The sequence below is a fragment of the Pseudomonas sp. B19125 genome, from assembly GCF_044218855.1.
Lineage (GTDB): Bacteria > Pseudomonadota > Gammaproteobacteria > Pseudomonadales > Pseudomonadaceae > Aquipseudomonas > Aquipseudomonas edaphica.
Window position 1 is genome coordinate 4,239,851 of the sequence record NZ_CP162589.1, and the last position, 17,093, is coordinate 4,256,943.

General features: G+C 61.7%; 15 protein-coding genes. 6 read left to right on the forward strand and 9 right to left on the reverse strand.

What is annotated here, in order from left to right:
- Positions 1–72 precede the first annotated feature (72 nt).
- A complete protein-coding gene (gene iolC, locus AB4P96_RS19145) occupies positions 73–2,010 on the reverse strand; it encodes a 5-dehydro-2-deoxygluconokinase (protein WP_017136419.1) in 1,938 nt (645 codons plus the stop codon).
- Here iolC and AB4P96_RS19150 point away from each other — a divergent pair.
- Together AB4P96_RS19150 and AB4P96_RS19155 are read left to right on the forward strand one after the other, a co-directional pair.
- Positions 2,009–2,212, forward strand: a complete 204-nt coding sequence (locus AB4P96_RS19150) for a hypothetical protein (protein WP_147473097.1) — start codon at positions 2,009–2,011, stop codon at positions 2,210–2,212. The two genes, iolC and AB4P96_RS19150, sit on opposite strands and share 2 nt — an antisense overlap.
- 82 nt (positions 2,213–2,294) lie before the next feature.
- The gene (locus AB4P96_RS19155) at positions 2,295–3,203 is read left to right on the forward strand and encodes a MurR/RpiR family transcriptional regulator (RefSeq protein WP_017136418.1); all 909 of its coding nucleotides are present in this window, start codon (positions 2,295–2,297) and stop codon (positions 3,201–3,203) included.
- A 93-nt stretch (positions 3,204–3,296) separates the two neighbouring features.
- On the opposite strand, the gene AB4P96_RS19160 is transcribed toward AB4P96_RS19155, so the two are convergent.
- Positions 3,297–4,718 (reverse strand): PLP-dependent aminotransferase family protein, encoded by a 1,422-nt coding sequence (locus AB4P96_RS19160; RefSeq protein WP_395599938.1) that lies wholly within the window; start codon positions 4,716–4,718, stop codon positions 3,297–3,299.
- 94 nt (positions 4,719–4,812) lie between these two features.
- Between AB4P96_RS19160 and AB4P96_RS19165 the strand changes: the two genes are divergently transcribed.
- On the forward strand, positions 4,813–6,054 hold the full coding sequence (locus AB4P96_RS19165) for a multidrug effflux MFS transporter (protein ID WP_395599939.1): 1,242 nt from the start codon (positions 4,813–4,815) through the stop codon (positions 6,052–6,054).
- A 161-nt stretch (positions 6,055–6,215) separates the two neighbouring features.
- Here the strand turns inward: AB4P96_RS19165 and AB4P96_RS19170 are convergent, their stop codons facing one another.
- Positions 6,216–7,121 (reverse strand): hypothetical protein, encoded by a 906-nt coding sequence (locus tag AB4P96_RS19170; RefSeq protein WP_017136412.1) that lies wholly within the window; start codon positions 7,119–7,121, stop codon positions 6,216–6,218.
- A 411-nt stretch (positions 7,122–7,532) separates the two neighbouring features.
- Here AB4P96_RS19170 and AB4P96_RS19175 point away from each other — a divergent pair, with 411 nt between their 5' ends.
- Together AB4P96_RS19175 and AB4P96_RS19180 are read left to right on the forward strand one after the other, a co-directional pair.
- Positions 7,533–8,216 carry a response regulator transcription factor gene (locus AB4P96_RS19175; RefSeq protein WP_003219726.1) on the forward strand — a complete coding sequence of 228 codons (684 nt, stop codon included), beginning with the start codon at positions 7,533–7,535 and terminating at the stop codon, positions 8,214–8,216.
- Positions 8,194–9,588, forward strand: a complete 1,395-nt coding sequence (locus AB4P96_RS19180; protein WP_099550136.1) for a HAMP domain-containing sensor histidine kinase — start codon at positions 8,194–8,196, stop codon at positions 9,586–9,588. Before AB4P96_RS19175 ends, AB4P96_RS19180 begins: the two co-directional genes overlap by 23 nt.
- Before the next feature lie 238 nt (positions 9,589–9,826).
- Here the strand turns inward: AB4P96_RS19180 and AB4P96_RS19185 are convergent, their stop codons facing one another.
- From AB4P96_RS19185 to AB4P96_RS19195, 3 genes are read right to left on the reverse strand one after another with little or no spacing between them, the layout of a single operon-like run.
- Positions 9,827–10,237 carry an SRPBCC family protein gene (locus AB4P96_RS19185; protein ID WP_017135357.1) on the reverse strand — a complete coding sequence of 137 codons (411 nt, stop codon included), beginning with the start codon at positions 10,235–10,237 and terminating at the stop codon, positions 9,827–9,829.
- Positions 10,238–10,265: 28 nt separating this feature from the next.
- Positions 10,266–11,063: an SDR family NAD(P)-dependent oxidoreductase gene (locus AB4P96_RS19190; protein ID WP_017135356.1), complete on the reverse strand. Its 798-nt coding sequence runs from the start codon at positions 11,061–11,063 to the stop codon at positions 10,266–10,268.
- A 17-nt stretch (positions 11,064–11,080) separates the two neighbouring features.
- Positions 11,081–12,085: an aldo/keto reductase gene (locus AB4P96_RS19195; RefSeq protein ID WP_177034354.1), complete on the reverse strand. Its 1,005-nt coding sequence runs from the start codon at positions 12,083–12,085 to the stop codon at positions 11,081–11,083.
- A gap of 114 nt (positions 12,086–12,199) precedes the next feature.
- On the opposite strand from AB4P96_RS19195, the gene AB4P96_RS19200 reads away from it, so the two are divergent.
- Positions 12,200–13,090: a LysR substrate-binding domain-containing protein gene (locus tag AB4P96_RS19200; protein ID WP_017135354.1), complete on the forward strand. Its 891-nt coding sequence runs from the start codon at positions 12,200–12,202 to the stop codon at positions 13,088–13,090.
- Between the two features lie 116 nt (positions 13,091–13,206).
- Here AB4P96_RS19200 and AB4P96_RS19205 read toward each other — a convergent pair whose 3' ends face one another.
- The 3 genes from AB4P96_RS19205 to AB4P96_RS19215 are packed head-to-tail and all read right to left on the reverse strand — an operon-like array spanning position 13,207 to position 16,966.
- A complete protein-coding gene (locus tag AB4P96_RS19205; protein ID WP_017135353.1) occupies positions 13,207–14,499 on the reverse strand; it encodes an FAD-binding oxidoreductase in 1,293 nt (430 codons plus the stop codon).
- Positions 14,496–15,584 (reverse strand): polyamine ABC transporter substrate-binding protein, encoded by a 1,089-nt coding sequence (locus AB4P96_RS19210; protein ID WP_395599940.1) that lies wholly within the window; start codon positions 15,582–15,584, stop codon positions 14,496–14,498. Before AB4P96_RS19210 ends, AB4P96_RS19205 begins: the two co-directional genes overlap by 4 nt.
- Positions 15,585–15,607: 23 nt before the next feature.
- Entirely contained in the window at positions 15,608–16,966 is a 1,359-nt protein-coding gene (locus tag AB4P96_RS19215; protein WP_017135352.1) for a glutamine synthetase family protein, read from the reverse strand.
- Positions 16,967–17,093 lie beyond the last annotated feature (127 nt).

Sequence of the window (17,093 nt, forward strand, 5' to 3'; positions counted from 1 at the left end):
TTGCTAGACCGAGGCGATACCATCGCGGGCAAGCCCGGCTCCCACACAAGCGGCTCCCACATTTGACTGTGTTTAATTTCTGGAACTGCGCCAGGCATTGATGAGCTGTTCGAACGTGCCCTGCACTTGCTCAATCAACCCTTCATCATCAATCTCCCCCGCCATCCACGCACGGCTTGGCTCCTGGAAGATCGTACGGCCCACCGCGAACCCACGGCAGGTGGTGCTTTGGCTGGCTTGCTGAAAGCCATCGGCCAGAAACTGCGCCGAAGCATTCAGGCCCAGCAGCACCACACCACGGCAGTACGGGTCACGCTCGTGGATCAGTTCGTCGAGCTTTTTCCAGTCTTCAGCCGACTGCGCCTCGATCTTCCACCACGCAGGATATATGCCCAGGTTGTACAGGCGCTTGAGGCTGCGATAGAGCACATCGGGATAGGTCGACGGGTGATCCTTGGGCGGCACGACTTCCAGCAGCAGTTCATGGCCGCTGACCAGGGACGCCTCGTACACCGCCTTGAGTTGCGCCTCCTGCTCCAGGCGCAGCATCGGCTCGTCGTCCGGGTGGAACTGCACCAGGCACTTGATGATTTGCTCCTGGGGCCAGGCAATCAGGTTGCTGCCCACCGAGCGGCCGTGTTCAAACGCCAATGGCCGCGAGTTCTGCACCTCCACCGGGCGGGCGATCCACCAGCCACGGCCGCTGGCGGCATTCAGCGCATCCTGGCCGAAGCGCTGGTCGGCCAGCAGGCCCACATCGGCGTCGATGCCCTGCTGCGCCAGCTTGGTTTCCACACGTTCGATGGCCTGGATAAACAGCTGCTTGATGTCACTGATACGGCTCAGGTCCTGGCCGCCTTTTTGCGCCAGGTCCACCAGTTGCCAGCGGTGGTCGAAGGCAAACACAAACAACTGCTTCCAGGTTTTGCGCGGCACCGTGACGCGGTGCAGGCGTTGCAGGGTTACGTCCTGGTCCGGCCGGGTGATGGGCACCGGGCTGTTGAACAGGTAATCCAGTTCGGCGGGCGTGGGCATGGCCGGCGCGCAAGCGTGGCGGGACACGACCAGGCCGCCGCAGGCGTTGGCCAACTGGCTGCAACGCTCATCGCTGGCGTCATTGAGCCAGCCGCTGAGGAAGCCGGACATGAAGGCGTCACCGGCACCCAGTACATTGAGCACTTCAACCCGCACGCCGGGGTAAATCGCGCCGTCTTCCAGGCGCGCCGGGACGGCGCCGTGAATCACCGTGCAACCTTGCGGGCCGAGCTTGACCACCAGGGTCGCCGGGGTTAGTTCACGCACGGTGCGCAGCGCGGTCAGCAGGTCTTCACTGCCACCGGCGATCAAGAACTCTTCTTCCGTGCCGACGATCAGGTCGAAACGCGGCAGGATGCTCTGCACATGCTGGCTGACGTTCTGGTCGGCGACAAACCGCGTTTCGCCATCCGCCTTGCCCGCCAGGCCCCACAGCACCGGGCGATAGTCGATATCCAGCACACGCTTGACGTTGTGCTTGGCGGCGTAATCCAGCGCCTGGATGCTGGCCTTGTACACGCCATCGGTGGAGAAATGTGTGCCGGTGATCAGCAAGGCTTTGCTGGAGGCGATAAAGGCTTCGCTGATGTCTTCGGCGCGCAGTGCCATGTCGGCGCAGTTTTCGCGGTAGAACACCAGCGGGAAGGTTTCGCGATCTTTAAGCCCCAGCAATACCAGGGCCGTGAGGCGCTCCGGGTCGACCTTGATACCGCTCACATCACAGCCTTCACGGGCCAGGGATTCGAGCAGGAAACGGCCCATATGGTCATCGCCCACGCGGCTCAACATCGCCGACTTGAGGCCCAGCCGCGCCGTGCCGAAGGCGATGTTGGCGGAGGAACCGCCGAGGTACTTGGCAAAGCTGGACACGTCCTCAAGCCGCGCACCGACTTGCTGTGCATAGAGGTCGACGCCCAGGCGCCCGAGGCAAATCAGATCCAATTGACGCCCACTGGCAAAACGAGTCTGGCCCATGCTGGCTCCTGTTATTTTTATCAGCCTGCGTGGTGCCGCCGTGGTGACGGCACACGCTCTTGGTGCAAGCAGACTAGAACGTCCGGCGGCGGCAATCAATATTTATTCCATAATTATTTTTTGTGGAATATTTTTTCCAATAAGCCAGCATAATGGCATGCCAGCCGCCGTGCATCGTTTCAGCAGCCCACGGGCGCCGTGATGCCGAGGTATTTTTTTGCGCCTACCCTGTAGACTTGCGTCACCCATCAGCGCATCAGACGAACACGCCAGAAGGATTGCCCATGTCCCGCACCGATCCCGAGACCACCCTGGAAGATACGATCGCCAGCCCTCCGATCAATGCCGAACGCCTGTTGCAGCTGATCACGGACGAATACGAAAGCCTGCCGCGCCAGCTCAAACGCATTGCCAGCTACATGAGCCAGCAGAGCGACCGCATCATGGTCGACCGCATCAGCGACATCGCCCGCGAATGCGAAGTGCACCCTTCGGCCATCGTGCGGTTTTCCCAGCGCTTCGGTTTCAGTGGGTTCAGCGAGATGCAGGCGCTGTTTCGCGAGGCCTACACCCACAAAACCACGCCGGTGCAGAACTACCAGCAGCGCATCCGCAGCATGATCGCCAACAAGTCGCAGAAGGCCAGCGGCGGCGACCTGGCGCGTGAGTGCGTGAATGCCACCCTCTCCGGCATCGAGCGCCTGGGGCTGGAACTGGATGATGTGGCGTTTGAGAAGGCGGTGGACCTGGTGGTCAACGCCGACAATATCTACGTGGTCGGCGTGCGCCGCTCGTTTGCCGTGGCCGATTACCTGGTCTACAACCTGCAGCACACCAACAAGCGCATCCACCTGATCTCGGGCCTGGGCGGCAGTTATCGCGAACAGATGCGCAGCGTGCGGGCCAACGACCTGGTGATTGCGATCAGCTTTACGCCCTACGGCAAAGAGACCCAGCATTGCTTGCGCATCGCCCAGCATCATCAGGCCAAGACCTTGATCATCACCGACAGCAACCTGTCGCCCCTGGCCAAACGGGCGAACGCGGTGTTGTTGGTGAATGAGGGTTCGTCGTTTGCCTTCCGCTCCTTGAGCGCCACGTTGTGCCTGTGCCAGGCGTTGTTTATTGCCGTGGCGTATCGGTTGGAATTGAAGGTGGATGAGATTCATGAGCAGGTCGGGTTTGACGACTGACGTGCCGGCAACGCAGGTCTCCTGTGGGAGCTGGCTTGCCTGCGATAGCATCAACTCGGTATGCCTGATACACCGAGTACTGCCAAGCGCCAATTAAACCGCCATTAACAATTTGTTGAGAGCCCGGCCGTGAAAACGAATCTGCGCCAGGGTCAGCGCGGTGTAGCCGATGATCACCGCAGGCGGCAGGCTGGCCTCGTCACAGAACTTGCCCAACGGCTGAAAAGTCAGGCCGACGGCGGCAGCGCGGCTACAAAAATCCGCCTCGCAGACGCCTGCCGGCAACCACAGCACAAAATGCAACCCGGCCTGCTGGCCGCTGACCGTGCAGCCGTCCGGCAGGCAGGCGAGCAATGCATCGCGGCGCGCCTGATAAGCCTGACGTGAAGCGCGCAAATGACGCACAAACGCCCCACTGCCCAGGAATTCGACCAGGCCCAATTGATCCGTGGCGCCCACCGAATGCCCGGTCCATTGTGAAGTGTGCAATAACGCAGGCCGCAGCGCCCTGGGCACCACCATGAAACCCACACGCAAGCCGGGAAACAGGTTCTTGTTGAAGCTGCCGCAATAGATTACCCGGTCGCCGGAATCGAGGGATTTGAGCGCGGCCAGCGGCGCGCTGTTGTAGTTGTATTCGCTGTCGTAATCGTCTTCGACCACCCAGGCGTCAGCGCGTGCGGCCCAGTCCAGCAATGCCAGGCGGCGCGAGACCGACAAGGTCATGCCCAAGGGCGCCTGGTGGGCAGGCGACACGTAAGCCAACCGCGCCGTGGCTGGGAGTTGGTCGGTGTCGAGGCCTTCGGCCGTGACCGGGATCGATTGAACCTGCGCGCCAGCCAGGCTGAACAGGCGCCGCGCAGGCTTATAGCCTGGGTCTTCGACGCATGCCGTGTCGCCGGGTTTGAGCAGCGTGCGCGCGATCAGGTCGAGGGCGTGACGAATGCCCGTGGTGACAATCACCTCATCCGCCTCGCAGTGCATGCCGCGGTAACTGCGCAGGTAGTCGGCGATTTTCTCGCGCAACGCCGGTAACCCGGCCGGGTGCGCGGCCTCCAGCGCACCCGGCCCCGCCAACAGCAAGCCACGGGAAATACAGCGTGCCCAGGTTTTCAAGTCGAACAGACTGGCATCCGGGCGCCGGGCCACAAAAGGCACGTGGCTTTGCACGCCGGCGTCGGGCTGATCAGGCACGGCCAGGCGGCGCGGTTTGCTGCTCGGCGCCGGGGCCGCGATAAACTCCTCGGGGATCACTGCACTCACCCGCGTGCCGGAGCCCGCCACGCGCTCGACATACCCCTCGCTGTGCAAGCGCTCGAACGCCGCCTCCAGGGTGCCACGCGACACCAGCCAGCGTTCGGCCAGGTTGCGGGTCGAGGGCAAGCGGCTGCCCACCGGCAACTGGCGATTGAGGATGGCGGCGCGCAACGCGTCATAGGCGCCCTGCTGCTTGCTGGCGTCCAGCGTATCCGGGCGCGGCAAGTCCAAGATGGCGGCGGTTTTTCCTCGGCGCATAAGTGGTCCAGTGTTTTAAGCCATAAGCGGCTCAAAGAATTAAACCACAAAGTCGTTAGAGTTCAGGCTCTACTCGTTAGCAAAGAAGCTTCCCATGACTCAACGCGCCCTCTCCACCGGGTTCTGGCTGGTCCTGCTGACCGTGCTGATCGCCCTGCCCCGTCTCACCCTCGACCTGCACCTGCCAGCCTTGCCTGCCATGGCCGACTACTTCCACAGCAGCGACAGCCAACTGCAACTGACCCTCACGCTGTACACCCTGGGCTCGGCGATTTCCCTGCTGGTCAGCGGCCCGTTGACCGACCGTTTCGGTCGGCGCCCGGTCTTGCTGGCCGGGCTGCTGCTGTACGTGGTGGCGACGGTGACCTGCGCCCAGGCCGACAACCTCGGCGTGCTGGTGATCGCCCGGCTGTTCCAGGCCCTAGGCGGTTGCTGTACCACGGTGATCGGTCGGGTGATCGTGCGCGATTACTTCGACCGCCACGAACAAGCGCGCCTGCTCGGCCTGATCTCCATGGCCATGGCCATCTCGCCGATGGCCGCGCCAGTGCTTGGCAGCCTGATGCTGCCCTTGATCAACTGGCGTGGCTTGTTTGTGCTGCTGGCCGTGATCGGCGCCGTGCTGTGCCTGGTGGTTTACCGCCGCCTGCCGGAAACCCGCCCGACCGAAGTTGCCGCTGCGCCGCCGAGCAACCTGCTGCGCGTGTATGGCCAACTGCTGCGCGACCGCTATTTCCTGCGGTACGCCTTGGCCATCGGCTGTGTGTACAGCACGTATTTTCCGTTTATCAGCGAGTCGTCTTCGCTGTTGCAGCGCGGCTACCAACTGACGGCTACGGAATACGCGCTGGTATTCGCCGCGACGATCAGCGGCTACATGCTCGGGGCGAACCTGTTTCGCCGTTTGGTATTGCGCTTCGAACCCGACCGCTTGATCAACGCTGGTATCGGCCTGAATGTGCTGGGCAGCTTTTTGCTGGCGATGGCGACCCTCGCGCTGCCGGGAGAATGGCTGGCGATTGTGCTGCCGATGGTGGTGATCATGGTGTCGGTGGGGATGGTGATTCCGGCCTGCCAGCTGTCGGTGCTGCAGCCCTATGGCGCGATTGCGGGGACGGCGTCGGGGTTGTTCTTTTTTATCCAGATGATCCTGACGGCGGTGAGCAGCTGGGTGACGGGGTTGTTGTCGGATGGCACTTCACTGCCCTTGGTGATCATGACCGCAGCGGCGAGCGCCTTGCTGATCACAACCTGGCTGACATTACACAAAACCAAATGTGGGAGCGGCGGTGCGACGACTCGACTTGCCCGCGATAGCGGTGTGTCAGTTAGATAAACCATCAACTTACACTCCGTCATCGCGGGCAAGTCGAGTCGTCGCACCGCCGCTCCCACAGTTAACCTGAATCAGTGCATGAAAATCGCGATCAGGATGATCACCGGAATCGGCACGCCGAGGAACCACAGTAGTAATGAGCGCATGATGTTCTCCTTGAATTAACGAACGTAGTTTTCGGTTTCGACGTACACCACAGCATCCCGACGACGACCGCCGAAGGTTGCTGCGAAGCTGGCAAAGAACGCGCCGATCAACAGGGCCACAAAGGTCCACAGCGAGGTGTAGGCAGCGACTTTGGCGGCAGTATCGGCCGCTTGCTTGGCTTTGAGCTTGGCATCGTCAATGGCTTTACGGGCTTCGCCGTAGACCTTGTCGATACGCGCTTCGGCGTCGGCCTGGCTGAGGTTGGTGCGCTGGCTGATCAACTGGGCCAGGTAGGTACGGTCCTCCGGTGCCAATTGGCCGTCGTTGCTCAGGGTGCGGGTGAGGATGCGTGCGACCACGCCGTGTACCGCGTCATCGCTGACGGCAGCTGGGCGGTCATCGCGGAACAGGCTGTCGACGTAGTAGTCGAAGTCGCCGCTGTTGGCGCCCTTGGCTGCGCTACCGGCGGCCTGGCTGATGCCGCTGGCGGCACCTGCCGCCACACTGGCACCTGCTTTCACGCCGCCACTGACCACGCTGCTGACCGAACCGACCACCAGTACTGCGGTGACCAAAGTGGCGACGGCCCAGGCGAGGAAACCATGGGCAGTATCGCGAAAGTACACTTCATCGCCATGCATATTCGCCCACTTCACACGCAACCGGCCGGCAATGTAACCGCCCAGGCCCGAAGCGACGATTTGGGTGAATGCCAGCCAGATAATCGTGGAAATACCCAGCCCCTTGGCGCTCATGCCGCTGTCGGCCCACGGCGACACCGCCGAAAAGCCCAGGCCGAAGCCCAACAGCACCAGGATAAGCGACAGTGCAGCCGCCGCAGCGGCCCCGGCAAAGATTGCGCCCCAGGAAACCCCAGAGCGCGCGCTTGACTCTTGCAGCGTGGATGACGATGTGATCATTGTTGTTTTGCTCCCGGCAGGAAAAATAGTGTTACAAGTCTCAAAAGGGACAGTGCAGGCAGCGTGCCAGCCGGGCAAAAAATTAAAATCATGTTATTTCAACGAGTTAAGTAATTTGAACTTCGCAGGACCGTGCAACTTGCAAGAAACAGCAGTGGCGGGCGTGCTTTATGCAATATCCCTGCAAACCCGCTCGCTGTGGGAGCTGGCTTGCCTGCGATAGCGGTCTTCCAGGTTGATATTTTGTCTCTGACACACCGCTATCGCAGGCAAGCCAGCTCCCACAATGATTGTGTGCAACCCGGATATTTGTGGTGGTTTTGCCAAGATGAAGTTTAATTTAGGAAACATTCAGCTACTTCTTGGCAAAATGACCCCACTTCTAGTGTGAATCGCTCACCAGGTAATCCTATGACCCGTATTTTGACCATCGAGGATGACGCCGTAACGGCCCGCGAGATCGTCGCCGAGCTGAGTAGCCATGGACTGGACGTGGATTGGGTGGACAACGGCCGCGAAGGCCTGGTCCGCGCTGTGAGTGGTGATTACGATCTGATCACCCTCGACCGGATGCTGCCGGAGCTGGATGGCTTGGCCATCGTCACGACCCTGCGCACCATCGGGGTGTCGACGCCGATCTTGATGATCAGCGCCCTCTCCGATGTCGACGAACGCGTGCGCGGCCTGCGGGCCGGTGGTGATGACTACTTGACCAAGCCGTTCGCCTCCGACGAAATGGCTGCCCGTGTCGAAGTGCTGCTGCGGCGCAAAAGCACGGTCAAGGAGTTCGAAACCGCCCTGCGCGTGGCCGACCTGGAACTGAACCTGATCAGCCGCGAAGCCAGCCGTGCCGAGCAGCCGCTGAGCCTGCTGCCCACCGAATACAAACTGCTTGAGTTTCTGATGCGCAACACCGGGCAGATCCTGTCGCGGATGATGATCTTCGAGGAAGTCTGGGGTTATCACTTCGACCCGGGCACCAACCTGATCGATGTGCACATCGGTCGCCTGCGCAAGAAAATCGATCCACCGGGCCTCACACCGCTGATCCGCACGGTACGAGGTTCCGGTTATGTCATTGCTGAACCCCTCTAAGGGCTGGCGCTCCTCCAGCAGCCGCTTGCTGGCGCTCTACAGTTCGCTGTTCGTGGCCTGGAGTTGCATCCTCATGGGGGTGCTGTATTTCGAAGTCTCGGGTTACCTGGGCGACCTGTCCCGCCACTCGCTGATGCAGCGCCAGCACTTGTTTCAGCGTTTCGACGGCGAAGAACTGGTGGAAGCCCTGACCACCAGCATGACTTTCGACATGAAGGGCGTGGACGCCTATGGCCTGTTCGATGAGCAATTTCGCCCCCTGAGCGGGCCGATTCGCGCCGTGCCACCGGACTTGCCGCTGGACGGCAAGATCCACGCGCTGGCCAATTGCGTCGAGTCCGACGACCCCAAACTGCCCAAAGACAGCTGCGACGCCGTCGCCACCCACACCGAAGACGGCCGCTGGCTGGTGCTGGTGCGAGCCAACGGTTCGCTGTTCGGCGTCACCCGGATCATCTGGCATGCGCTGCTGTGGGCGCTGTCGTTGACGATTATTCCCGGCGCGGCCGGTTGGCATTTGCTGCGCCGCCGCCCGCTGCGGCGTATTCGCGGGATCCAGGCCAGCGCCGAGGCTATCGTCGCCGGCGACCTGACCCACCGTTTGCCGCTGTCGAATCGGCGTGACGAACTGGACATGCTCGCGGCCATCGTCAACGCCATGCTCGACCGCATCGAGAAGCTGATGAACGAGGTCAAGGGCGTGTGCGACAACATTGCCCACGACCTGCGCACTCCGCTGACACGCTTGCGCGCGCAGCTTTACCGCATCAAGCAGGAAGCCGAGGAAAACTCGGTGTACGCGGTGAAGCTCGACGACGCCATCGCCGAGACCGACACCCTGATGGCGCGCTTTCGCGGGCTATTGCGCATCTCGGAGCTGGAAGACCACCAGCGCCGCTCGGGTTTCCTGGTAATGGACCCGTTGCCACTGCTGCGCGAGCTGCATGACTTTTATCTGCCGTTGGCCGAGGAAGGCGAATTGCAGTTGCGCCTCGAAGTGCCCGAAGCGCTGCCGTGGATCACCGGCGACCGTGCGCTGTTATTCGAAGCGTTGGCCAACCTGCTGAGCAACTCGATCAAGTTCTCGCCCGCCGGTGGCGAGGTGATCTTGCGTGGTGTGAATGACGGCGGCAGCACGCGCATCGAAGTGCACGACTCCGGGCCGGGTATTCCGGCGGCGGAACGTGATGCGGTGTTCCAGCGTTTTTATCGCGTGGATGAAAGCGACCAGCAAGGCGGCTTCGGTTTGGGCTTGTCGATTGTGGCGGCGATCATCAACTTGCACGGGTTCAAGCTGGAGGTTGGCAGCAGCCAGCGTGGCGGTGCGCGGTTGGTGCTGGAGTGTCGGCAGCAGTTGATGCCCGAAGCCTGATCGTTCCCACGCTCCGCGTGGGAATGCAGCCCAGGACGCTCCGCGTCCCACAGCGTGACGCGGAGCGTCACAAGAGGCATTCCCACGCAGAGCGTGGGAACGATCATCTCCAGGCGCTACAAAACCGTGTGGGAGCTGGCTTGCCTGCGATGACGATGTACCCGGCAAATTTGCAGTGCCTGACACTCCGTTATCGCAGGCAAGCCAGCTCCCACATTGGAACGGCTTTGCCGGTTAGTTAGAAGTTGGCGCGCAGCGCTTCGAGGCCGCCGCTGTAAACACCGGTGAACAACTCTTCCACCGCCGCGTCCGTGGTCCCGGCTGCCGGGGTGAACACGCCGGACCAGGTCACTTTCGCCGAGCTGTCGGTGAGCGCCTCAACCTGCAAGGTCGCAAGGTAAGCACTCACCGGAAACGGCGATTGCTCGATGGTGTAGCTGTAGTTGCGTGCCACGTTATCAAAACGCTGCAAACGCTCGACCACCACACCGCCATCTGCGGTTTGCAGGTGGCGCACGCGCCCGCCCTCGCTCGGCTCGCTCTTGACGATAAACGGCAGCCAATCCGGCAGCGCGTTGAAGCCACCGACCAATTGCCAGACCTGATCGGCCGAAACCGGGATTTCAATTACAGAAGAAGCTGTCGCCACACTAAATACTCCAGGAAAAATAAAGACTTCAGATCGCCATGCTGTCGACCACACCACCGTCGACCCGCAGCGCAGCGCCTGTGGTTGCAGAGGACAGCGGTGAAGCAATGTACGCCACCAGGTTCGCCACTTCATCCACATTTGCCGCGCGCTGGATGATCGAGGTCGGCCGTGCGTTACGTACAAATACGTCGGCCTCGTCCCGCGCACTGCGCCCGGACTTTTGTGTGGCGTCCTTGAGCATCTGCTCCAGGCCGTCGGTAAAGGTCGGCCCCGGCAGCACTGCGTTAACCGTCACGCCGGTGCCCGCCAAGCGCTTGGCCAGGCCATGGGAAACCGCGAGGTTGGCGCTTTTGGTCACGCCGTAGTTGATCATGTCGGCCGGTGTGGCCACGCCGGACTCCGACGACACGAAGATCACCCGCCCCCAGCCCTGCTCGACCATGCCGGGCGTGTAATGCCGTGCCAGGCGCACGCCGGAAATCACATTGACCTCATAGAAGCGGGTCCACTCGCTGTCGGGCGCATCAAAGAAATCCACATCGTTGAAGATGCCGAGGTTGTTGACCAGGATGTCGGCACGCGGTTCGGCGGCGAACAGTTTCGCGGCGCCTTCGGCGGTGCCAAGATCCGCCACCAGCCCGCGCAGATCAGCGCCCGGCACCGCCTGGCGAATGCTTGCCAGCGCATCGTCGACCTTGCCCGATTCGCGCCCGATCACCACCACGGTGGCACCGCAGGCGGCCAGCGCCTGGCTGATGCCCAGGCCAATACCGGCGGTGCTGCCGCTGACGATAGCTACTTTGCCGCTTACATCAATGTTCATCGGTGGTACTCCTGAAGTTAGAGCGGCAGAGGCGCACGGGCCGAAATCAACCGGGCCTCGCGCAGCGCCTGCCAGAAGGCTGCCGGGATCTTCTCTGACAACGCCGCAACGTCTTCGGCAATCCGCCCCGGACGACTGGCACCTGGAATCACCGCCGCCACGGCCGGATGCGCCAGGGAAAATTGCAGGGCTGCGGCTTTTATACTTACCCCAAACGCCTGGGCAATCGCCTTGATCTGCTCGACTTTATCGATGATCGCGGGGCTCGCCTGCTGGTATTCGAAGTGCGCGCCACCGGCCAGAATGCCGGAGCTGTAAGGCCCGCCGACGACGATCTCGACATTCTGCGCCAAGGCTGCGTCCATCAAACGCTGCAAGGCACGTTCGTGGTCCAGCAAAGTGTAGCGGCCGGCCAGCAGGAAGCCATCGGGCCGGGCTTCGCTGAGGTCAAGGGTCAACTCGCAGGGTTCAACGCGGTTGACGCCCAGGCCCCAGGCCTTGATCACGCCTTCTTCGCGCAGGCGGGTCAGCACCTTGAAGGCGCCGGTGCGGGCCTGGTTGAAGTAGTCCAGCCATTGGTCGCCGTAAAAGTCCTGGGCGATGTCGTGAATCCACACGATGTCCAGGCGGTCGGTTTGCAGGCGCTCGAGGCTGTTTTCGATGGAACGCAAAGTGGCGTCGGCACTGTAGTCATTGACCATCTTGTTGGGGCGGCCGTGTTCGAACACGCCGCTTTTTTCGCCGAGGTCGCGGGCGCTTTCTTCGACTTCATCGAGAATCACCCGGCCAACTTTGGTGCTGAGCACGAAGTCATCGCGGTTGTACTGCGACAGCGCCTGGCCCAGGCGAATTTCCGACAGGCCCGAGCCGTAAAAGGGAGCGGTGTCGAAGTAACGCACGCCGTGGTTCCAGGCAGCCTCGACGGTGGCCTGGGCTTCGTCTTCGGCAATTGCGCGGAACATATTGCCCAGCGGTGCGGTGCCGAAGCCCAGCGGGCCGGGCAATTTGTCTTTCAAGCTCATGGTGGGTCCTCAATCGGTTGTGGGTCGCTGTGACCGTTGAGCAGATCCTAGATTGCATAGATCGGACCGTCCAAGACATACTGCGACCAACTTGAGTCCTGAAAGGTCTTACACATGATTGATCTTCGCCAACTGCGCTACTTCGAAGTGGTCGCGGAAGAAGAACACGTCGGCCGTGCCGCCGAGCGCCTGCATATCTCGCAGTCACCGCTGAGCCGCCAGATCGCCCAGCTTGAAGAGCGCCTGGGCCTGACCTTGTTCGAACGCAGCCAGCAGCGCATCCGCCTGACCCGCGATGGCCAGACGTTCCTGGCGGAAACCAAGGCGCTGTTGACCCACGCCAATCGCTTGGAATCCCTCGGCAAACGCCTGGGACGCGGCGAAGAAGGCGGTTTGTGCATCGGCTACATCGAAAACGCCATGCATGCCGGCGTGCTGCCCAATGCGTTGCGCGTATTGAGGGATGACCGACCTACCGTGCATATCAAGCTGTACAACTTGCCGTCGCTGGAACAGCTCGAAGGCTTGCGTCAACGCAGCCTCGACATTGCCCTGGTCGGCGAGCCACCGGCCACCGATGACCCGGACCTGACGGCGCTGCAGGTGCTGGACGACCCGATGCTGCTGGCGCTGCCGGAACATCATGCATTGGCGCGCCACAGCGAGTTGTTACCCGAGCATCTGGCTGATCAGGAGTGGATCGGCGTGCAACGCAAGCCTGGCGCCAACCCGGCGGATGACTTTGTGGCGGCGTGCATTCGTGCTGGTTTTACGCCGCAGATTCCCATGGAAGCCAGTGAGCCGTTTACCGCCCTCGGCCTCGTCGCCTCGGGGTTGGGTGTGGCGATGGTGCAAAAAGGGTTGAGCCGCAATGCGCCGCCTGGCGTGGTGTTGCGTGAACTGCCATGGCTGACCTACACCACGCCGCTGTGGGCGGCATGGCACCGGGTTAATTTGCGGCCTTTGGTGGAAACGTTCAGGAAGGTGCTGACTGAAAGCCTGTGAAGGCCAGGGCAACGGGTAACCTCATCGCCCCGGACATACTCGGTCCAATGTCAGCCACTCACGCCCTTACCTCAATCTTTCCCCCTCAGGCTCATCCGGTTAAACGCGGCTGCCAGTCAGAGCATTTCCCGCAACCGATACCACAGCATCCCCAACGCCAGCAGCGGCGAGCGCAGGGCCTTGCCGCCGGGGAAGGTCATGTGTGGCACTTGGCTGAAGATATCCAGGCCGTGGCTTGCACCGGCGTGAATGCCTTCGGCAAGCAGGCGCGCGCACCAATGGGTCACGTTCAGGCCATGCCCGGAATAGCCTTGGGCGTAGAACACATTCGGGTAGTGCTTGAGGCGCCCGACCTGGGGAAAGCGGTTGGCGGTGATGCCGATCTTGCCGCCCCACTGGAACTCGATGGCGGTGCCTGCCAACTGCGGGAACACCTTGAGCAACTTGGGCTGCATATACGCGGCAATATCCGCAGGGTCACGCCCCGAGTAATGGCAGGCGCCGCCGAACAGCAGGCGCCGGTCAGCCGAGAGCCGGTAGTAATCGAGCCCGACTTTCTGATCGCACAGGGCGAGGTTTTGCGGAATCAACTGCTGGGCCAATTCGACCGACAGAGGCTCGGTGGCGATGATGTAGCTGCCCGCCGGCAGTACCTTACCGCTCAAGCGCGGTTCCAGTTCCTCCAAGTGCGCGTTACAAGCCAGTACCAGATTAGCCGCGCGCACCGTGCCGCCGGCGCAACGCACCTGCACCGTATCGCCGTGTACAAGCTCCAGCACCTGGGTCTGTTCGAAAATCTTCACCCCGAGCGACTCGGCCACCTGCGCCTCGCCCAGCACCAGGTTCAACGGGTGCAAGTGCCCGGAGCCCATGTCCACCAGGCCGCCAGCGTAGACGCTGGAGCCCACCACCTGCGCCATGTCCTGCGGGCCGACCAGGCGGGTTTCAGGGGCATAACCCAGCGCTGCCAGGCCGGCCTGCTCGCCCTTGAACGCGGCAAACTGCGCCGGGGTGTTGGCCAGTTCGCAAAAGCCCCAACGCAAATCGCAGTCAATGTTGTGCTGGGCGATACGCTCGCCCACCAGCGCCACCGAGTCGATCCCGGCGTGCTGCAGGTAACGCACGCCCTCCTCACCCACATACTTGGCGAACCCCGACACATCATGGCCGATACCACGAATCAGTTGCCCGCCATTACGCCCACTGGCGCCCCAGCCGATGCGCCGGGCCTCCAGCAGGATCACCGAGAGCCCGCGCTGGGCCAGTTCGATGGCGGTGTTGACGCCAGTGAACCCGCCGCCTATCACGCACACATCGGCGCTCAGGTCGGCGCCCAGTGACGGGCGCTCCGGCATGGTATTGGCCGAAGCCCGGTAGTAGGACCGGGCGTGGTCATTGGACGGGATCATTTGTTGGTCTTCACTTTGCTCCAGGCGCGGGTCATCAGGCGCATGGTCGCCGGGGTCGGCGTGGTGGAAATATAGAGTTTGTCGAGCACTTCCTGGGACGGGTACACCTCAGGGTTGTTGACCAGCTCCGGCGCCATAAAGGGCTTGGCCGCCGGGTTGGCGTTGGCATAACCGACCGCGGCACTGACCTTGGCGATCACCTCTGGGTCGAGCAAATAATTGATGAAGGCGTGGGCCTCTTTCGGGTTCCCGGCGTCGGCAGGAATCGCCAGCAAGTCGAACCACAGGTTGGAGCCTTCCTTGGGAATCGAGTAGGCGATGTTCACGCCGTTCCTGGCTTCCTTGGCGCGGTTGGCGGCTTGAAATACGTCGCCTGAATAGCCGAAGGCCACGCAGATATCGCCGTTGGCCAGGTCCGAGATGTACTTGGACGAATGGAAGTAGGTGATGTACGGGCGCAACGTCAGCAGCTTGGCTTCGGCCTGTTTGTAGTCCTCGGGGTTTTCGCTGCGCGGGTCTTTGCCCATGTAGTTGAGGATTGCCGGGAACAGCTCATCGGCCGAATCCAGGAAGGCCACGCCACACTCGTGCAGCTTCTTGATGTTCTCCGGCTCAAACAGCACCGCCCATGAGTCGATGTGGTCGATGCCCAGCACTTGCTTGACCTTGTCGACGTTGTAGCCGATGCCATTGGTGCCCCACAAGTACGGCACCGAATGCGCGTTACCGGGGTCGTTTTTCTCCAGCAGCTTGAGCAGTTTGGGATCGAGGTTCTTGAAGTTGGGCAACTGCGAGCGGTCGAGTTTCAAGAACGCGCCGGCTTTTACCTGGCGTGCCAGGAAGTGGTTGGACGGCACCACCACGTCATAGCCGGTGCGCCCGGCGAGTAACTTGCCTTCCAGGGTTTCGTTGGAGTCGAACACGTCATAGATCACCTTGATCCCGGTCTTGGCCTGGAAATCGGCCAAGGTGGTCTCGCCTATGTAGTCGGTCCAGTTATAGACGCTGACGGTCTGGGCGGCCTGGCCGGTGCTGCTGAACGCCGCGACAAGAGCCAGCGGGAGAAGCTTTTTCACAAGACGCATATCGACACCCCTTTATTGGTTTTTTAGACGCTCAACAGCAGGAACTCACGCTCCCAGGAACTGATCACTCGCTTGAAATTCTCGTGCTCGGCGCGCTTGACCGCCACATAGCCACGCACGAACTTATCGCCCAGGTACTGCTTGACCGTGTCGCAGTCCTCCATGCGCGCCAGCGCATCTTCGAGGGTAAACGGCAGGCGCAGGTTGCGGCGCTCATAGGCACGGCCTTCCACCGGCGCGCTCGGCTCAATTTGCTCGATCATGCCCAGGTAGCCGCACAGCAAGCTCGCGGCAATCGCCAGGTACGGGTTGGCATCCGCGCCCGGCAGGCGGTTTTCCACGCGCATCGCGTCGGGGCTGGAGGTCGGCACACGCAGGCCGACAGTGCGGTTTTCTTCGCCCCACTCCACGTTGACCGGCGCCGAGGTGTCCGGCAAAAAGCGGCGGAACGAGTTCACGTTCGGCGCGAACATCGGCAGCAGTTTGGGAATGTACTTTTGCAAGCCGCCGATGTGATGCAAGAACAGCTGGCTCATCTTGCCGTCGGCGTCGACGAACACCGGCTTGCCGGTGGCGATCTCCACCACGCTCTGGTGCAGGTGCATGGCGCTGCCCGGTTCGTCGGCCACTGGCTTGGCCATAAAGGTCGCGGCCACATTGTGCTTGAGCGCGGCTTCACGCAGGGTGCGTTTGAACACGGTGATCTGGTCGGCCAGGTCGAGGGCGTCGCCATGGCGGAAGTTGATTTCCATCTGTGCCGGGCCGTCTTCGTGGATCAGCGTGTCAAGGTCCAGACCCTGCAGTTCACACCAGTCATAGACGTCTTCGAACAGCGGGTCGAATTCGTTGGCGGCGTCGATGGAAAACGACTGGCGCCCGGTTTCGGCCCGGCCCGAACGGCCCACCGGGGTTTTCAGCGGCAGGTCCGGGTCTTCGCAGCGCTGGGTCAGGTAGAACTCCATTTCCGGCGCGACAATCGGCTGCCAACCTTTGTCGGTGTACAGTTGCAGGACTTTTTTCAACACGTTACGCGGAGACAACTCGATGGGGTTGCCCTGCTTGTCGAAGGTGTCATGGATCACGATGGCGGTGGGTTCGATCGCCCACGGCACCACGTAAGTGGCGTTGGACACCGGCCGGCAGATCATGTCGATGTCGGCAGGGTCGAGCAGGTCGTAGTAGATATCGTCGTCGACAAAGTCCCCGGTCACCGTTTGCAGCAGCACACTCTCCGGCAGGCGCATGCCTCGCTCATGCAGGAACTTGTTGGTGGGCGCAATTTTGCCGCGTGCGATGCCAGTCAAATCACTGATCACGCACTCGACTTCGGTAATCTTGTGTTCTTTCAGCCAGGCGGACAGCTGATCGAAGGGGGCGTTCATAAGGACCTCGTCATGGGTTGGTTGCACGCGCCGACTTGTACTCCCGGCGCATTGAGGTCTATCTTGGGCCAGCCTTCAAACGGCATCTATCCACTTTGCACGAACCATAACGCACCAATAGAGTGCG